Genomic DNA, 15,807 nt, shown 5'->3' on the forward strand with positions numbered 1-15,807 from the left:
TAGTCAAAGGGCGGCCAGGTCGATCGGCTTCCGCCTACGGCTGGCACTCCGCGAGCGTGTCACATGAGCGAGGCGCGCGAGAAATTCCTCTACGCGGGCGTCCCAGGAATGATGCTCCCCGACGGATTCGCGTTGTGTGCGAATGCGAGCCTCATCATTGCTCGTCGCCCGGAGAAGGGCGGCTCTTAGCGCGTCCGGCAAAGCGGTCCAATCGGTGAAGATGTGAACGTCGGACCCGGACGACTTCAGCGCCGCCGCGTCTCCCGATGGCGTGCAAACAACGCTTAGACCCAGTGCGGCGTACTCGTAGATCTTGAGGGGTGAGTGGTACATCTCACTGCTGGAGGACTTAGTATGCCCCGCGAACCCGACGTGCCACGTGGCGATCCGCTCGACTGCCTCTGCATGACTCAAGCGTCCGAGGAAGGCGACGTTTTCCCAGCCCTCTTCTCGGCTGAGCGACTGGAGTCGTTCGAGGTCTCCGCCCTCGCCCACGATCTCGACCGCGATCCGGGCGCCCGTCTCCCGCAAGATCTGTTCCCGGCAGGCCTTGACGGCCGCAAGGAAGACGTCGAGATGCTGCCAGGCGACGACAGATCCGACGAAGCCGATCACAACCCGGCCAGGACTGCGTGGACTGCGCGGCACCAGCGTGAGCGACTTCCTCACGCCGTTCGGAAGTACAAGAATCTTGGAGGGATCGACCGCGGCGAACCGGACGATCTCTTCCGCGAGAGGCCGGCTCACGGAGATCACGAGATCCGCGCGCCGCAGAACGTGACGCTCGATCAATGCCGCCAGCTTCTCGGCGCGAAGGACTTTGCGGTCGTGCGCAGTCTCCCGCGAAAGGATCCCATTGGCTTCCACTACCCGGATCGTGGCGTGTTTCCAGCGGTGGAAGCTCGTCAGGCTCTGAAGAACTGCCGCGCGTTCGTAGATGAAGTGCGGACGCGGGCTGCGCGCCGTTCGGACGAACGTGCATAAGCCCGACCACAGACCGGCGCCGATGCGGATCGCGTCGGCGATGCGGATCTTCGCGTTGGACACGCCGCCGTAGTCGGATTGACGCACTCTTGCGAACCGACCCAGAAAGGGTAGGGACGACGCCAGAGTCAGAGTGACCTCGATCCCGGCGATCTGCAGAGCCTCGATGAAGTTGACGATGTGCGTACGTGGCCCAGGTGTGTTGCTGTTCGACCCGATCGAGATGCGGAAACCGCCGACCAGATAGTCGGCGCGCTTAGTGACCGTCAAACCGTCGTCCGCTTTCGTAGGGGCGAAACGCCCATGGTCGAAGCGCGCCGCACGAGATCAGCTGTGAGGTCGCCCGGCATCGAAGAGATCGCTATGCCACCTTGGGATACGACGCGAGCGATCTGGTGCTGGTGGTCGTCGACATGCTCGCCGAAGCGCCTACTCCTCGGAACGACGATCGGGTAGATGCCCGCATCGAGGAGTTGCAGGATGGTTCCCACACCGGAATGGGTGATGACTACATCGGCGTCCACGGCGGCTGCATGGAACTCCGACGCACTCATCTCCGACCGGACCTCTCCCGGAAGGTCATGTCGGGCAGTGACACCGACCTGCCACACAGTTCGATCATCGGCGAGTCCGGTAGCGAGGATCGCGTCGATCATCGCGTCGAAACGAAATCCTTCGATAGTCCCGAGGGTGACGAATAGGCGAGGACTGATTGCCTCGGGGCGGGCGACATGGGCCTCGAAATCGTTGAGGACGCCGGGTATCGCGCGCCAGCGACGATCAGACCACCCGGCGTGCTGCGTATGGAGATCTGCCGCCCGCAATGCCTTAAGGATTCTTCCTGACTGCGATGGCCCGTCCACGCGGGAAACGCTCTCGATGTAGGTCGACTTGATGCCAGCCATCCGTGCTGCGGGAAGAACGGCGACCGCGAGCGCGGCGCCGGTGCTGACGGCCTGGTCGAAGTGCTCTTCGCGAAGCAGACGCCGTATCTGTCTGTATACGGAGAATGTCGTCCGTGAATCGCGTGGTCGGATGTACGGCACGTGCAGAACGTGCCGACCCTCGAGCAGCGACTCGCTCTGCGGCGTGCGGAACGTGACCCACAGTGAGTCTTCCGAGGGTTCGAAACGGTGGGAAAGCCTGACCAGCTGAGCCAGGTGTCCGCCTGTCGAAGCCGCGAACAGCATTCTCCGGCTCATGGGGCCACTTCCTTTCGTCTTGAGCGCGCGTTGCTGGCGCTGAAGAGATCAATAGGGAATGCTCCGAGGAGCGAATCGCTGGACCATTCAACAAGCGGAGAAGGCCGCATCCGAATCGCCGCTTGCACGTCGTCCGCGAGGGGCGGCAGATCCTGCCCGATCCCCCTGAAGTAGTCCTCGTACTTGAAGAGCGACTCGCTCTGCGGGCGAAGCATGACCGTCGGCACTCCGAAGGAATGCGCCACGATCAGCCCGTGGAGTGAAGATGCGATGACGAGGTCGCTCCAACGGATGCGGGCGAGGACCTCCGTGAGGGGGCCGCGGGGATCCAGCACGCGAGGATCGCTGGCATCGAAATGCGGAAGATCGTTGAGGTTTGGCACGATAGCCACAGCGGGCGATTCATTCCGGTGGAGAAGTAACTCCTCGTCCTGCCACAGATGGCGGACGAGAAGTCCAGGATCACCAAATACAGCCGGCACATGGATCCCGCGGTTCTGCAGGAACTCACGAGTCCGTGGGCCGCGCACCGCCCGGACATCGAGATCTGAGAACGTGTGCAGACGTGGGTCCATCTTTCCGTTCACGCCGGTGCCCCACACGGTCGCCCCGCTACGTGCGAAATGCATGATCGAACCGATGGCGAGCAGATCATTTGAGGGATTGACCGGGTCGGGGGCGCCGAGCAGACGGGCTGATCTGACCACAACCTCAGGGCCGAGGAGGTCGCCGAAATTGTTCACCCGGGGTCCCCACCGCAGAATCCTGCCGATCGGGCCTGGAAAGATCCGCTTCCGAGGATTCCAGTGGACTATGCGACCTCGACTCACGACGATGACCCGCCAGATGCTGCCTGGGAGATTCGCTTTCCCATCAGCCTCTTGAATTTGCTGCTCCGCTGCAGGCGCGCACGGTACCCGTTCGCAGATATGAGGATCTTCCGCGCCATGCTCGGCGGCTCCGGGAGCCTGTTCCAGTCGATCTCGAAGAGAGACGAGCGATCAGCTAGACGTGGCAAGCCGACCTGGGTCTGGACGGTGTTGCTCGTGTGCATGGCCCTGATCCACGAAGGTGGACGGCGCACGTTGACGACCTTCTCCGTCTTCTTCACGAGGTGATGCTGGCGGAAGTAGACGCCCAGGAAGGCGCCGTCTGCTGAGGGCTGCTCGATGAGTGACATGAAGGGGTTGGAACTCCAGTGGCCGGTGAACAACGCGCCGTCGCATGCCCGCAGTCCCCAGGGGAAGTTGATGAAGACGCGGTCCTGACCGGCGTACTCCGATTGAACAGCCTCGATGAAGTCGATCGCGAGCGCATCGTCGTTATCCACGCGGGTTGTGATGAGCGGACGAGCTCCGGTGTATCCCCGATCGCGCAGAAGTGCCCCCATCGTGGCGTTGGTCATTCCTGACACGAAGACCGGCTCGACGGGCGGTCCATACGACGCCATCCGGTCCTTGAACCACTGGGGGCTCTCGTCATCGCAGAAGATGAGCCATCTGAAGGTTTTCGTCGACTGACTCCTCAGGGAGGGCAGCGAGAAGGTCTCGAACTCCGCGAGCCGACGCTCAAGCCAGGCGTCCTCGAGACGTCGCGCGGCAGGACCGTACTCCGGCGTCGTTAAGATGTTGAATTTGGTGAGCACCAGGTGGTCGAACTCCGCAGCCACATTCCCCGCCCGTTCACGTCGGCTCCACATCAGCAAAACGATGAAATCCTATGCGGGGTATGTTTCGCCTAAGCTACAGGAGCGGGCGCAGTCAACACGATGGCGCGGAATGCGCGTCTGTTGTCGCGAGGTAGTTCACCTCCGACCTCGGCTTCGCAAGAAGCCCGCAGCGCTCGGTATGATCGTCGCTCGTGCGGTTCTGAGCCCGCACCTGGGAGCCGTCTCGCATGGGTGAAGTGCAACTGTTGCCACCGGAGGAACGGCCCTCCGTTGTCGTCCTTCAGTCTGTCAGCGCCCCTTCGCGCGGCATCGACTTCGTTTCGGAACTCGAGCGTCATGCAACGGTCGAGACGTGCTTTCGCTACTTCTCCTGGCCGCGAGCTCTGTTGACCGACTACGACGTACTGCACATGCACTGGCCGGAATATTGGATTCGTAACTCGAACGTGTGGAAGCGATCGGCTCAATACGCCCTCTTCCCTCTGTTACTGGTGAGGCTGCGCCTGCGGAGGGCAGCCGTCGTGCGGACGATGCACAACGTAGCCCCTCATGAAGGCGGGTCTCGGCTCGAATCCCTCTATCTCCAATGGTTGGACCGGGTCACCACTCTGCGCATAAAGCTGAACCCATCGACCATCGCCCCAGATGGTGCAGCCTTCGCGACCATCCCCCACGGCGACTTCCGAGCATTCGCAGAGCTGGTCGTACCGAACACGGCCCGCGTCGGTGGTCGCATCCTCTTCTTCGGGCACATACGCGAATACAAGGCCGTACCCGAGCTGCTCCGAGCGTTCTCGGCGATCTCGGACCCGGCGCTCTCGCTGCATGTCGCCGGCGGGGTGAAGGGAGCCGGACTGCGCGCCCAGATCGAATCGCTCGCATCGTCGGACGAACGCATCGCCACGACACTCGCCTTCGTTGAAGATCGAGATCTCGCGCGAGAGGTCGTGCAGTCGACACTCGTGGCGCTGCCGTACTCGGAGATGAACAATTCCGGTGCCGTCTTCGTTGCGTTGTCTCTGGGGCGCCCCGTTCTCGTACCTCGGTCTGCCGCAACAGACGACCTTGCCAAAGAGGTGGGGGAGCAGTGGGTCATCAGATTCGACGGCCCGTTGGACAGGGAGGTACTCGAGCGTGCTACATCCGCGGCGCAGGATCTTCTCGGATCGTCATCTGATGCGCCGCGGCTGCATGAGCGCGATTGGGCGCGACTCGACGAGCTTCACTATCGAGCCTATGTCGCCGCCCTGGCGCTAGTTCGTCCTCCTCGGAAGGAATCCAGTTGAGCGGCCTGATCTTCACCATCGCCCAGAACGGCTACGACACGGCGTTTCTGCAGTGCATCGCCTCTCAGCGTGCATATGCGCGCCGCATCGGCGTCGAGTACGTCGCTGTCACCAGGCCTTCCCGTGTGGAGGACACGGCGCTCAGCGCCTGGCTGAAGTTGCCTCTGGCACAGGCCGGCCTGGAATCCGGGTACGACTGGGTCATGTACATCGACGCGGATTGCGAGGTGAGTGGGCTCGCTCCGGACTTCCGGGAAGGTCGGGACCCGAACGGCAGTGTCTTCATGGCAGACGGACGAAGCGGTCGAGTCAACTCCGGCGTCATCATGTGTCGGAATACGGAGGCCGCCAGGACCTTCCTCAACCTCGTCATTGATAGTGCGACGAGCGTGGTTCCTCCGGAGGACCGGTTGCACCTCAAGTATGAGAACGGGAACGTGATCTTCGTAGATCGCGTGCATGGAGGCGTGTCGCCTCTTTCGCAGGAATGGAACAACGCGTCCGATCCAGATCTTGCGGACTTTGTCCGTCACTACACAGGGGACATGCGCCCGATGCTGAAGCGCACCCCGTGGCGGGAGCTGCAGTACCGCGTGCTCAAGCGGTTTCGCTCACGCCAGCTGTCGAAGTTCCAGAGCCAACCAGAAAGTAGAGGCGAGGGATTCGTGACCGCGTTGATGCGCCTTCGCGACGAAGTGCTCGAAGCGCATCCCGAAATCACGCTAGCTGTGACTCACAGGCGTTGATGATGAGCCGCACGCTGCCGACCTGGAGCTTCTTCGCGCTTGCGGCCGTCGCAACGGTTGCCATCACCTGGCTGACCCTGGTGATCTCGAGTCAGCCGGGTTTGAGCGCCTTCACCCTCGTCCCGCTCGCCGCGGCAGCGTGTATCGCGCTCCTTCTTGTGCCCACTGATTCACTTCTGGCGATAGCCCTCATCGTCTACTTGTTCATTCCTCGAACAGTGCTGTCCCTCAATGACCTGTTGAGCACGGTGACTCCGTCGCTCGCGGTGGTTCTGGTGTGGGCTGTCCGAACGGTGACCAGCAGGGATCGATCTCGCGTGACCGCTGTCGGCGGGGGAACTCAGAGCCTCGTTGCCCTGTCAGGGCTGTGGCTCGTCGTCAGTGTGGTGACCCACCGCGCACAGGAGAGCATGATCGCCTGGTCGTTGGACTTCTGCATTCTTCTCCTCCTCCTCATGGTCGTGCCTTCAAGCCCTGAGGCTCGGTCGAATCTCGAGAAGGCGTTCCTCTGGTCTTCGGTCATCATGGTGGTGCTCTGTGCCATCGAGTTCGCGGCTGGATCAAACATCCTGCTCGATCCGCTCTACAGGGCGCTGGGTCTCCCGGAGGTGCAGCACTGGTCCGTGTATCGCGCAACCGGCACGCTCGGACATCCGCTTTACGCTGGCCTCTTTTTTTCCATGGCATTTGGTCTGGCATTCGGCAAACGATTCCAGGTAGGAGACAACCGGTATCTCTGGTTCGCGGCGGCGAACATACTCGGCGTACTTCTCACGGTGTCGAGAAACAGCCTCGGGGCCATCGCGGTGGCGGTCGCCGTCGTATTGATACCGAGCATCTTCTCCCGCTCGACGGCCCTGCGCAGCGGCAGCAAGATCTTGATCGCCGCCGCCGTTGCCGTCGCTGCGTTCGCGGTCACGCAAGCCCCGGTGTTCCAAGACCGGCTGACCTCAGACGAGGCGCAAGGATCCACAAATGCACGGGATTACATCTTCGGGGTCGCGTTGCAGGCAGCCGCCGACCACTCCTGGCTAGGTGCTGGACCTTCAACGTCGATCGTCGCCGCGGCTCCCTTCAACCCCCGCGGTGCGATCATGGAGAGTGCGTACCTGCAGACGCTGACCAGCTTGGGCGTGCCGGGTCTCATCCTTCTCTGTCTTCTCATCGCGGGTGGCGCCATACGGGCGATCCGGACGCGTTCCTACGGACCGCTCGGGCTGCTCGCCGCTTACGCATTTTCCATCGGTTTCTTCAACATCCTTGAGTCGAGCAGGCCGTCGCTCCTTCTAGGGGGGCTCGCGCTGATGCTCACATGGCAGAGCGCAACGCCCGGAGCGCCATCGATGCTTCCAACCTCCGACAGGCACCGGAGACCTCGGCCTGCCGCGTTGATCACATGACGGACGACTCGGAGTTCCGCCGCCGGGCGGTTTCCGGTGCTGGATGGGTTGCTGCCGACAAATGGAGCAATCGCCTCATGGGGCTTCTCGTCCTCGTGGTCCTAGGGCGACTACTGTCGCCGCAGGACTTCGGTCTCGTGGCGGTCGCGACAGCCTTCATGGCCTTTGCGGCCGTTTTTGTGGAGCAAGGCCTGGGCCGATCGCTCGTGCAGAAGCATGAACTCTCCTCGATATACCCCAACACCACGCTGTGGACCTCCCTCGTGACGTCGGGGCTCATCGCCGCAGTGATCATCGTTCTGGCGCCGCTGATCGCCGGGGTCTACGGTGCAGGGGACGAACTGACGCCCGTGATCCAATGGCTCGCCGTGGGGTTGGTCATCAACGCACTGTCGTCGACTCCGGCAGCGCTACTCGAGCGAGAGTTCAAGTTCAAGTCTCTGGCGATTCGACGTTTCGCGGGCACGATGGTGGGCGGCGTTGCTGCCGTCATTGCGGCGCTCTTCGGTCTCGGCGTGTGGAGCCTTGTCATTCAGTCTTTGACGACAGGCGTCGTCGGGTTGCTCACTCTGTGGACAGCAAGCAAATGGCGGCCCCAGTTCGAGTTCAGCTTCTCTAAGCTGAAAGAACTGTGGGGCACGGGTACCAGCATCATCGGTATGGAACTGATCGGTCTCCTGAATTCTCAAGCGGATCGCCTGCTCATCGGGGCTTTTCTGGGCCCCACGACGCTCGGCTACTACTTCATGGCAATCCGCATCGTCTCGATCGTCGTTGAACTGTTCTCATCCGTTTTCTCGGGGATATCGCTCACGACCTTCTCTCGGCTGCAGAACGACCGACCGCGCCTTCTTGCGTGGTTCTACAAGTTGACGAGCTTGAGCAGCACTACTGCCATTCCAATCTTCGCAGTAGCGGGCACAACGGCCCCGGTGCTCCTGCCGTTCGTCTTCGGCGCCCAATGGGCCCCGAGCGTCGTCCTGATGCAGATCCTGTGCTTCCTTGGCGCGCTGAATGCGGTCGCGTATTTCGACAGGTCTGTACTTATTGCGGTCGGCAAGGCGCGGGCCGCTTTCCTGCTCACGCTGGGTCAGGCTCTTCTCGGACTCGTGCTGGTAGTCATCGCGTTGCCGTGGGGAGTGGTGTTCGTGGCAATCGCGGTGACTTTGCGGCAGTACGCCTACTGGCCGATGAGGCTCGTTATCTTGAAGCGGAACGTCGGAGTCGAGCCGTGGAAGTACTTCCTCCAGTGGCTGCGTCCGTTCGGTCTGTCCGTGCTTGCGGTAGGACTGTCGCTTCTCATGACCCTTTATCTGCCGCAGTTGAGTCAAAATGCGCCGATTGTCTTCGTGGCGGCGAATGTGCTGATCGTCACGGTAATCTTCCTCGCGGGCACATGGGCGCTGAACCGCAGCTTCTTCAGTGACCTCATGAAGATCGTCCGACGAAAAATGTGACACGCATCACGCGGTCGGCAATCGAACCCCGGAGGTTCTCCATGATCAGAAGCCGATCCGCCCGGATGAGCGCAGTCGTCTTGGCGCTGTCGGTCTTTCTTTGTTCAGTTCTGCAGCAGGGGACACCTGCGCAGGCGGGGACAGAGGTGGCGACGAAGGGCCCGTCGAGCACGTTGAATCGCATGGCTGACACCGCGACAGTAGCCTCTGGCACGCACGAGGAGACGTCCGCCGCCATCAGCAAGATCGGTGACTGGGTGGTGGCAAAGCATTCGTCCGACTCCGCTGGCGCCAGCGCCAATGCCAAAGCCCGAGGCAACTACGCAGAGCTGTCGTTCAGTGGGGACTCGGTGGAATGGATCGGACGATCGGGACCCTCGCTCGGGATCGCGGAGGTGTATGTCGACGGCGTGATGATGAAGCAGGTCGACCTCTACTCGAATCAGCAGACCTTCCAGACGGTGTTGTTCCGCACTGGAAGTCTCAGTACGAATACGCACACCATCCGCATCGTTCGGACTGGCACCCACTCCGCCAGCTCGACAGGGAACGACATCTCGCTGGACGCATTCCGGGTCATCGACAATGCGGCGCCCGCTGCGCCGCGGAACATCTCGGTGGCTCCCGCGCGTGACAGCCTCCTCGTCAAGTGGGATCCGTCTTCTGAGCCGGACGTCGTCGGGTACCGTCTCTATCGAGCGCTCGAGGACGGCCCGTTCGCGCTCATCAGCGGAAGCGACTCGCTGTCGACGACGAACTTCTTGGATGTCGGGCTGACGTACGGGGCGCGATACCGATATTCGGTCACTGCGTTGGATTCCAGCGGCAACCAGTCGCTGCGCGGCAAGCTGCCTTCGGCGGTCCAGCCTGCTCCCGTCACGCCGCCGTTTCGGGCCTCGAACTGTCCGGCGACTGGAACAAAAGTGTCGACCCTTGAACAACTGCGCACCGCAGTCGCGAGCGCGCGTCCCGGCACGGTCATCCTCCTGGCTCCTGGAACCTACAGAGGCGGCATAACAGTCACGTCGAGTGGTACGAGCGATAAGCCGATTTGGATCTGCGGCCCTCGGACGGCCATTCTCGACAACCAGAACGTCCAGTCCAAGAACGGAGTGCATCTGGACGGTGCAGACAACGTTCACGTCGCCGGCATCTCGATCCAGAACTTCCGCAAAGGCATCGTCATATCCGGATCCGTCGGGTCGTCGGTTGCCGACGTCTCGATCGCCTCGACCGGCGAAGAAGCGGTTAAGGTCCGCTACTCTTCGACGGACACCGCCGTGCTCTATAACGTGATCCGCCAAACCGGTCTGGCTATACCGATGTATGGGGAAGGCGTCTACCTCGGCACTTCACCGAAAGACTGGTGCTCTGTGAACGGCTGTGAGCCCGACCGCAGCGACCGCACCGTCGTCGTCGGAAACGACATCGCCCGTACCACCGCTGACCCGATCGAGGCCAAGCCGGGGACGTCGGGTGGCGTGATCCGTGGCAATACAATCGATGCAGGCGGAGTGTCTGAAGTGACCACGATCGTCGCGATCAAGGGCAACGACTACATCGTCGTTGACAATGTCGCCCGAAACGGTGTCGGCCCGTCGGGCTTCTACGCGAGCGAGACGGAAGTCGCGGGGTGGGGTCAGAACAACATCTTCGCGAGGAATAACGTGGCGCTCCTGAACGCAGGGGTAGCGATATATGTGAAGACGGGTGCTAACAATGTGGTCGATTGCTCGAACACCCCTGCTGGGCAGGGCGTGGAGCGGTCGAATGTGGTCTGTCAGAAATAGCAAAGACCGCGCCCATGTCATTTCCACGAGAACACCGCTGAGACCGTCGCCCGCGGGACCGGCGGGGCAACCTTCGCTACCTGCGGCCCCCCCGACGACGCGCCTTGCCCTTCGTGCCCTGACGACGGTCGCTCTAGTGTTGTCGATACTTTCGTGCCTGACTGGATGTGTTCCCGAGAAGACGCCGCTCGAGCGCTACCTGGCCGGCAAGGATTACCTGAGAGGGGTAAACCTCTACACGCTGGTTTTGCAGAGAGACGCAGCGCCCGGAGCAACCGTCGGCGATTCGCAAGCTTCCTATGACTATCTCGCTGATCGGGGTGTGTCGGTCGTGCGCCTGGGTGTGCCGTGGCAGCAGCTCCAACCCATCGCTGCAGGGCAATCCGCAACTGACGCTCTGAGCAAGCCCGTCTCGGCTGACTACCTGGATCTCCTGGAGTCGCAGGTCGACATGGCGGACAAAGCTGGCATACGGATCATCCTTGATCTGCACAATGGCTGCACCTATCCCTGGGGCCCGGGGGCCTACGTCCCGGGTTCCGTCGTATGCGGCGACGGCATCAGTCCCACCGATGTGAAGAAGGTATGGCTGGCGTTATCCGACCGTTTCCGTGAGGACGATCGCGTCGCCGCCTACAACCTCTTCAACGAACCACGCGCTCGTATCGGGGTGGATCTCTACTTCGACTATGTCCAGGTGGTGATCGACGCGCTTCGTAGCTCTGGGGACCATCACGCCATATGGATCGACTCGATGCCAGGAGGAGCTCCGGGGGGATTTCCGCGCATCGCCGAGGACGGATCGCCCCTCCACGACCCCATCGATGCTCTCGTTTATTCGCAGCACTTTTACCGTCAAAATGGTGAAAGCCGAGCTCGTCTCCTCGAGAGAGTCACTGACTTCGGTCTCTGGTGTCAGCGGAACGGCGTTCACTGCTCCATCGGAGAGATGGGCTGGAAGGCTAGCGCTCCGCGCGGCACAGCGGATGTCTTCACAGCCGTGTACGAGTTGGCCAACTCTTTTGAGATGGATGTCCTGTATTTCAATGCCAGCTCGGTCCCGAAGTCAGGGGATATGGCAGCCTACTTCGCCGCGACCGGGTCCAGTTCCATCGACTCGAGTGGTCCGCAGGCAAACGTGATCGAGCAGTTCCTCGATTGAACCGATGTGTCGACTTAGTGGGCCGTCCTACGGCTGAGCCCGGTCGCTGACGGCAGGGTGTCTGACGGCTTCAGGCGGCGGTCATGCCTGGGCGCAGCACAGCCTTGCCGGTCTTGAGCAGGATGAGGATGTCGCCGGCCAGCGACCAGTTCTCCACGTAGGAGAGGTCCAGGCGCACCGAGTCCTCCCACGAGAGCGTGGAGCGGCCGCCGACCTGCCAGGCGCCGGTGATGCCGGGCTTCGCGAGGAAGCGGCGGTGCACGTGGTCGGCGTACTTCTCGACCTCGCTGGCGAGCGGGGGACGGGGGCCGACGAGCGACATCGAGCCGCCGATGACGTTGAACAGCTGGGGCAGCTCGTCCAGGCTGAACTTGCGCATGATGCGGCCGATCGGCGTGACGCGCGGGTCGTTGGTCATCTTGAAGAGGATCTCGTTGCCCGCATCGCGCTGCGCGGCCAGCAGGCCGGGCAGCAGTGCCTCTGCGTCCGGCACCATCGTGCGGAACTTGAGCATCGTGAACTCGCGTCCCTTGAGCCCGATGCGCTTCTGGCGGAAGAAGATGGGGCCGTCGCTGCTCAGCCGGATCGTGATGATGAGGAACAGGAACACCGGGCTCAGCACGATCACGCCGAGGAGGCTGGCCGACAGGTCGGTGATCCGCTTGAGGAAGAGCTGTCCCTTGCTGAACCGGGGCGTCTCCACGTGGATGAGGGGGAGGCCCGCGACCGGGCGCGTGTGCAGACGCGGCCCCGCGATGTCGACGATGCTCGGCGCCAGCACCAGATGCTGGCGGCCGGCCTCGAGCTGCCAGGAGATCTGCTTGACCTTGAATGGAGGCAGCTCATCGGTGCTGGTGACGACGACCGTGTCGGCGCCGACCGCGCGCATGGCCGCGCTGATGTCGTTGACGTTGCCCATCACGGGGATCTCGGTGGCGCCGATCGTGGCGCCGACCTGGCCGGTCGGGATGCAGGCGCCGACGACGTGATAGCCGGCGCCGGGGGTGCGGGTGAGTTCGTGCGCGATGCGCTCGACAGACTGCTCCGAGCCGATCAGCAGCACCCGTGAGGAGTAATCGCCGGTGCGCCTGCGACGCAGGAGCCAGTGGCGCCAGAGCGACCTCTCCGCCATGAGGAGCAGGATGCCGGTCGGCAACGCGACGAGCAGATAGCCCCGGGCGACGTCGAACTGGAGGAGGAAGCTGGCGATGATCACGACGCTGAAGACGACGAAGCTCGAGTTCGCGACGCGGACATACTCCATCGACCCGGTGCCCACGACGCGGGGGCTGCGGGTGTCGGCCATCGACAGGCCCACCATCCAGAGGACGACGAGGAGCGCGGAGAACATCCAGTACGAGACGTCGGTCAGTCGCGTGTCCGCCGCCATGGCGACCTTCGCGGCGCCCACGCCCAGCCACAGCACCTGCGTGCCGTAGACCACGAGCACCAGCACGAGAAGATCACTGAAGAGCAGCCGACGCGCGTACCCCGCGGTCCACCCATGGAACCCCGACCGGGGGGTCCGGTCGAACTGCGCGACGACGGGTGCGGATTCGGGGTCTGCGGCGGGCGGCGCGACCGAGGCGCGCGGGCGTACAGGCAGAAGTCCGGCCGGGCGCATCACGCGCTCCGGCGTGTGCAGTTCCGTGCCGGCTTCGTGTTCGCCCGGGATCTGCACGTCGAGATCGATTTTCACGTGGCCCCATTTCCGGCGATGTCGCGCCAGGCCCGCAGCGTGAGGTTCACCACACGCCTGCGAGGTCGGCTGTGAACTCCCTTGGATCGTGACGCTACCCGCCGATACAGCACCGTATTGAGCGGGCAGGTTACGTTGGCGTTAATTGATCCCGGGGTCGTCGCGGGGTGGAACTCGCAGGCTGGAACCGCCGCGCCCGCGACGCGGAGGCGCAACCGGTGTCGCGGTCGGATCGGCATGGCGCGCGAGGACGTAGACATGTCGTTCTGGGGATGGATAGGTCAGCGTCCCGCCGGCATCAGTGCCACTGCGCGGCGGAAAAGACCCACGACGGCTTCCGCGGCGGGCACGAGCTGAGCCCCGGAGAGCTCGTACACCTCGGTGCTCCGCCGGTAGGGGTCGATCACGTCGAGATCCGTCGGCGCCTCCGGCGGCGGGACGATGCCGCGGAACGACGAAGCGAGGGAGACCACCGACCGCAGGGCGGCTTCGGCGGACAGCGCCCCGTCGACCTCGTCACGGAGCTCCTCATCGGTGATCTCGGCGGCGATGCGTGCGAGCTCCCGGACCGTGAAGGCCTTGCGCGTGGCTGCGGGAGTCAGTTCCACGATCGACCGGCGGTGGTCGCGGGCCATCGCCAGCACCAGATCCGCCTCGGTCAGATCGGCGGCCACCAGCTGACGGGCGCGATGGGCCGCGGCATCAGCCACCCCCGCGCGCAGTGCGACGGCCTGAGCCTCCTCGGGCATGCCGGCGCCCACGAGGGCGCCGGTGCCGGCGCTGCGCACCGACACGTCGAGGAAGGAGCTCAGCTCGCGACGCAGCAGCTGCTCCGCCAGCGGCGAGCGGCAGATGTTGCCGGTGCACACCGTCAGAATCCGGAACGTCACCTCACGCGCCTCGCGCGCTCTTGACGGGCTCGACCGAAGCGCTCGAGGACTCCGCGGAACCAGCGGACGAGAGGAGATCGGATGCCCCGACCGCCGCGTCGGACGCCGGCCCCGAGGTCGCCTGATCCTCGCGCTCGCGACGGAGCTGGGCGCGGGTGGTGCCCTTCGAGCGGATGTCGTTGTTCGCGCTGTAGGTGTAGCTGCCGTAGCCGTAGCTGTCGGGACCCTTCGAGGGCAGCATCGTGACGATGACGCCGAGCAGGTTGCTGCCGATGCCGTTCAGGGTCTTGACGGCGGCCTCCAGCTGCGGGCGCTTCGTGCTGCCCGAGGCGGCGATCAGGATCACGCCGCTGGTGTACTTCGACACCACGGCGGCGTCGGTCACCAGCAGGAGCGGGGGAGCGTCGACGAGGACGTAGTCGAACGCCTCGGTCAGCTCAGCGAGCGTGCGCTGCATAGCGTGGCTGCCGAGGAGCTCGGCGGGGTTGGGAGGAACGCGACCCGAGGGCAGGACGAAGAGCTTGCCGCGACCCCAGCGCTGCAGGACGTCGACGAGCTCGGCGTTGCCGATCAGCACGTCGGTGAGGCCGGAACCGCCCTCGACGCCCATGTAGTCGGCGACGCGGGGGAGGCGCAGATCGCCGTCGACCAGCGCCACACGGGCGCCCGTCTCGGCCAGCGCGATGGCGAGGTTGGCGGTGGTGGTCGACTTGCCCTCGCCCGGTCCGGCGCTGGTGATGACGAACGAGCGCGAGCCCGCGCCGGCGTCCACCCCCACGAACTGCAGGTTGGTGCGCAGAGTGCGGAAGGACTCCGCCCGCGGGTTCATCGGATCGGCGTGCACGATGAGCGGGCGCTTCTTGGCGTCCGCGTCGAACGCGATGCCGCCCAGGAGCGGTTTGTCGGTGACGACCTCGATGTCGTGGATCGAGTGGATGCGCGTGTCGAGCACGGTGCGCAGCACGGCGAATGCCATGCCGAGGGCAAGACCGAGCAGGGCGCCGAGCGCGACGCTGAGCGGGAAGTTCGGGCTCGACGTGGCGGTCGGCACGAGCGCCGGCTCGATCGTCTCGATGCGGACGAGGCTGGCGGCGTCGCCCTCGGGCTTCTCGAGCCGATTCACGACGACGTCGGCGAAGTTCTTGCCGACGGAGTTGGCGATCGCGGCCGCCTGCTCCGGGTTCGGATCGTTGACCGTCGCGGAGATGATGACGGTGTTCGTGGGAACGGATGCCGTCACCTGACGCGCGAGCTGCGCCGAGGTCGTGTCGAGGTCGAGCTCGTCGATCACGCGGTCGAGGACGGCGGCGCTGTCGACCACGTCGACGAAGCTCGTCACGGCCTGACGTGCGTAGTTCGTGCCCTGCGCGAGCTCGCCGACCACGGCGCTGTCGCTCGCGCGGACCGACACGTAGAGCTGCGTCGTGGCCTGGTACTCCGGTGTCTTGAGCAGTGCCCAGCCGAAGCCCGCTGCCGCCCCGAGGACGGTCAGAGCCACGATGAAGATCCAGTTGCGGTGAAG

Annotated in this window: 13 protein-coding genes; 6 read left to right on the plus strand and 7 right to left on the minus strand. The window is 63.8% G+C overall.

Annotated elements, in window-relative coordinates:
* Positions 1 to 3: 3 nt before the first annotated feature.
* From CVS47_RS02420 to CVS47_RS02435, 4 genes are all read right to left on the minus strand, one after another.
* A complete protein-coding gene (locus tag CVS47_RS02420) occupies positions 4 to 1,254 on the minus strand; it encodes a glycosyltransferase (protein WP_127094659.1) in 1,251 nt (416 codons plus the stop codon).
* Positions 1,251 to 2,186 carry a glycosyltransferase gene (locus tag CVS47_RS02425; RefSeq protein WP_127094660.1) on the minus strand — a complete coding sequence of 312 codons (936 nt, stop codon included), beginning with the start codon at positions 2,184 to 2,186 and terminating at the stop codon, positions 1,251 to 1,253. The genes CVS47_RS02420 and CVS47_RS02425 overlap by 4 nt, the downstream gene beginning before the upstream one ends.
* A complete protein-coding gene (locus CVS47_RS02430) occupies positions 2,183 to 2,929 on the minus strand; it encodes a polysaccharide pyruvyl transferase family protein (protein ID WP_127094661.1) in 747 nt (248 codons plus the stop codon). The genes CVS47_RS02425 and CVS47_RS02430 overlap by 4 nt, the downstream gene beginning before the upstream one ends.
* 83 nt (positions 2,930 to 3,012) lie before the next feature.
* Positions 3,013 to 3,855: a glycosyltransferase gene (locus CVS47_RS02435; protein WP_164734585.1), complete on the minus strand. Its 843-nt coding sequence runs from the start codon at positions 3,853 to 3,855 to the stop codon at positions 3,013 to 3,015.
* A gap of 227 nt (positions 3,856 to 4,082) precedes the next feature.
* Between CVS47_RS02435 and CVS47_RS02440 the strand changes: the two genes are divergently transcribed.
* The 6 genes from CVS47_RS02440 (at position 4,083) to CVS47_RS02465 (ending at position 11,696) form a co-directional block, all read left to right on the plus strand.
* Complete coding sequence (locus CVS47_RS02440) at positions 4,083 to 5,141, plus strand: glycosyltransferase (RefSeq protein ID WP_127094663.1); 1,059 nt, start codon at positions 4,083 to 4,085, stop codon at positions 5,139 to 5,141.
* Positions 5,138 to 5,887, plus strand: coding sequence for a hypothetical protein (locus CVS47_RS02445; RefSeq protein WP_127094664.1), 750 nt, complete (start codon positions 5,138 to 5,140; stop codon positions 5,885 to 5,887). Before CVS47_RS02440 ends, CVS47_RS02445 begins: the two co-directional genes overlap by 4 nt.
* Positions 5,888 to 5,889: 2 nt before the next feature.
* A complete protein-coding gene (locus tag CVS47_RS02450; protein ID WP_164734586.1) occupies positions 5,890 to 7,287 on the plus strand; it encodes an O-antigen ligase family protein in 1,398 nt (465 codons plus the stop codon).
* On the plus strand, positions 7,200 to 8,744 hold the full coding sequence (locus tag CVS47_RS02455) for a lipopolysaccharide biosynthesis protein (protein ID WP_127094666.1): 1,545 nt from the start codon (positions 7,200 to 7,202) through the stop codon (positions 8,742 to 8,744). The genes CVS47_RS02450 and CVS47_RS02455 overlap by 88 nt, the downstream gene beginning before the upstream one ends.
* Positions 8,745 to 8,926: 182 nt before the next feature.
* The gene (locus tag CVS47_RS02460) at positions 8,927 to 10,534 is read left to right on the plus strand and encodes a fibronectin type III domain-containing protein (protein ID WP_127094667.1); all 1,608 of its coding nucleotides are present in this window, start codon (positions 8,927 to 8,929) and stop codon (positions 10,532 to 10,534) included.
* Between the two features lie 136 nt (positions 10,535 to 10,670).
* Positions 10,671 to 11,696, plus strand: a complete 1,026-nt coding sequence (locus tag CVS47_RS02465) for a glycoside hydrolase family 5 protein (protein WP_206502723.1) — start codon at positions 10,671 to 10,673, stop codon at positions 11,694 to 11,696.
* 70 nt (positions 11,697 to 11,766) lie between these two features.
* Here CVS47_RS02465 and CVS47_RS02470 read toward each other — a convergent pair whose 3' ends face one another.
* From CVS47_RS02470 to CVS47_RS02480, 3 genes are all read right to left on the minus strand, one after another.
* On the minus strand, positions 11,767 to 13,320 hold the full coding sequence (locus tag CVS47_RS02470; RefSeq protein ID WP_127097149.1) for a sugar transferase: 1,554 nt from the start codon (positions 13,318 to 13,320) through the stop codon (positions 11,767 to 11,769).
* Between the two features lie 356 nt (positions 13,321 to 13,676).
* Positions 13,677 to 14,285, minus strand: a complete 609-nt coding sequence (locus tag CVS47_RS02475; RefSeq protein ID WP_127094669.1) for an arsenate reductase/protein-tyrosine-phosphatase family protein — start codon at positions 14,283 to 14,285, stop codon at positions 13,677 to 13,679.
* Position 14,286: 1 nt separating this feature from the next.
* A complete protein-coding gene (locus CVS47_RS02480; protein ID WP_241240247.1) occupies positions 14,287 to 15,783 on the minus strand; it encodes a tyrosine-protein kinase domain-containing protein in 1,497 nt (498 codons plus the stop codon).
* Positions 15,784 to 15,807: the final 24 nt, after the last annotated feature.

The organism is Microbacterium lemovicicum (assembly GCF_003991875.1).
In the GTDB taxonomy this organism is placed as follows: domain Bacteria; phylum Actinomycetota; class Actinomycetes; order Actinomycetales; family Microbacteriaceae; genus Microbacterium; species Microbacterium lemovicicum.

Bases quoted from the DNA above. Each gene is read 5' to 3' on its own strand.
- CVS47_RS02440 (WP_127094663.1), top strand. From the start codon at position 4,083: ATGGGTGAAGTGCAACTGTTGCCACCGGAGGAACGGCCCTCCGTTGTC.
- CVS47_RS02470 (WP_127097149.1), bottom strand. From the start codon at position 13,320: ATGCGCCCGGCCGGACTTCTGCCTGTACGCCCGCGCGCCTCGGTCGCG.
- CVS47_RS02455 (WP_127094666.1), top strand. From the start codon at position 7,200: ATGGCAGAGCGCAACGCCCGGAGCGCCATCGATGCTTCCAACCTCCGA.
- CVS47_RS02425 (WP_127094660.1), bottom strand. From the start codon at position 2,186: ATGAGCCGGAGAATGCTGTTCGCGGCTTCGACAGGCGGACACCTGGCT.
- CVS47_RS02450 (WP_164734586.1), top strand. From the start codon at position 5,890: ATGAGCCGCACGCTGCCGACCTGGAGCTTCTTCGCGCTTGCGGCCGTC.
- CVS47_RS02460 (WP_127094667.1), top strand. From the start codon at position 8,927: ATGGCTGACACCGCGACAGTAGCCTCTGGCACGCACGAGGAGACGTCC.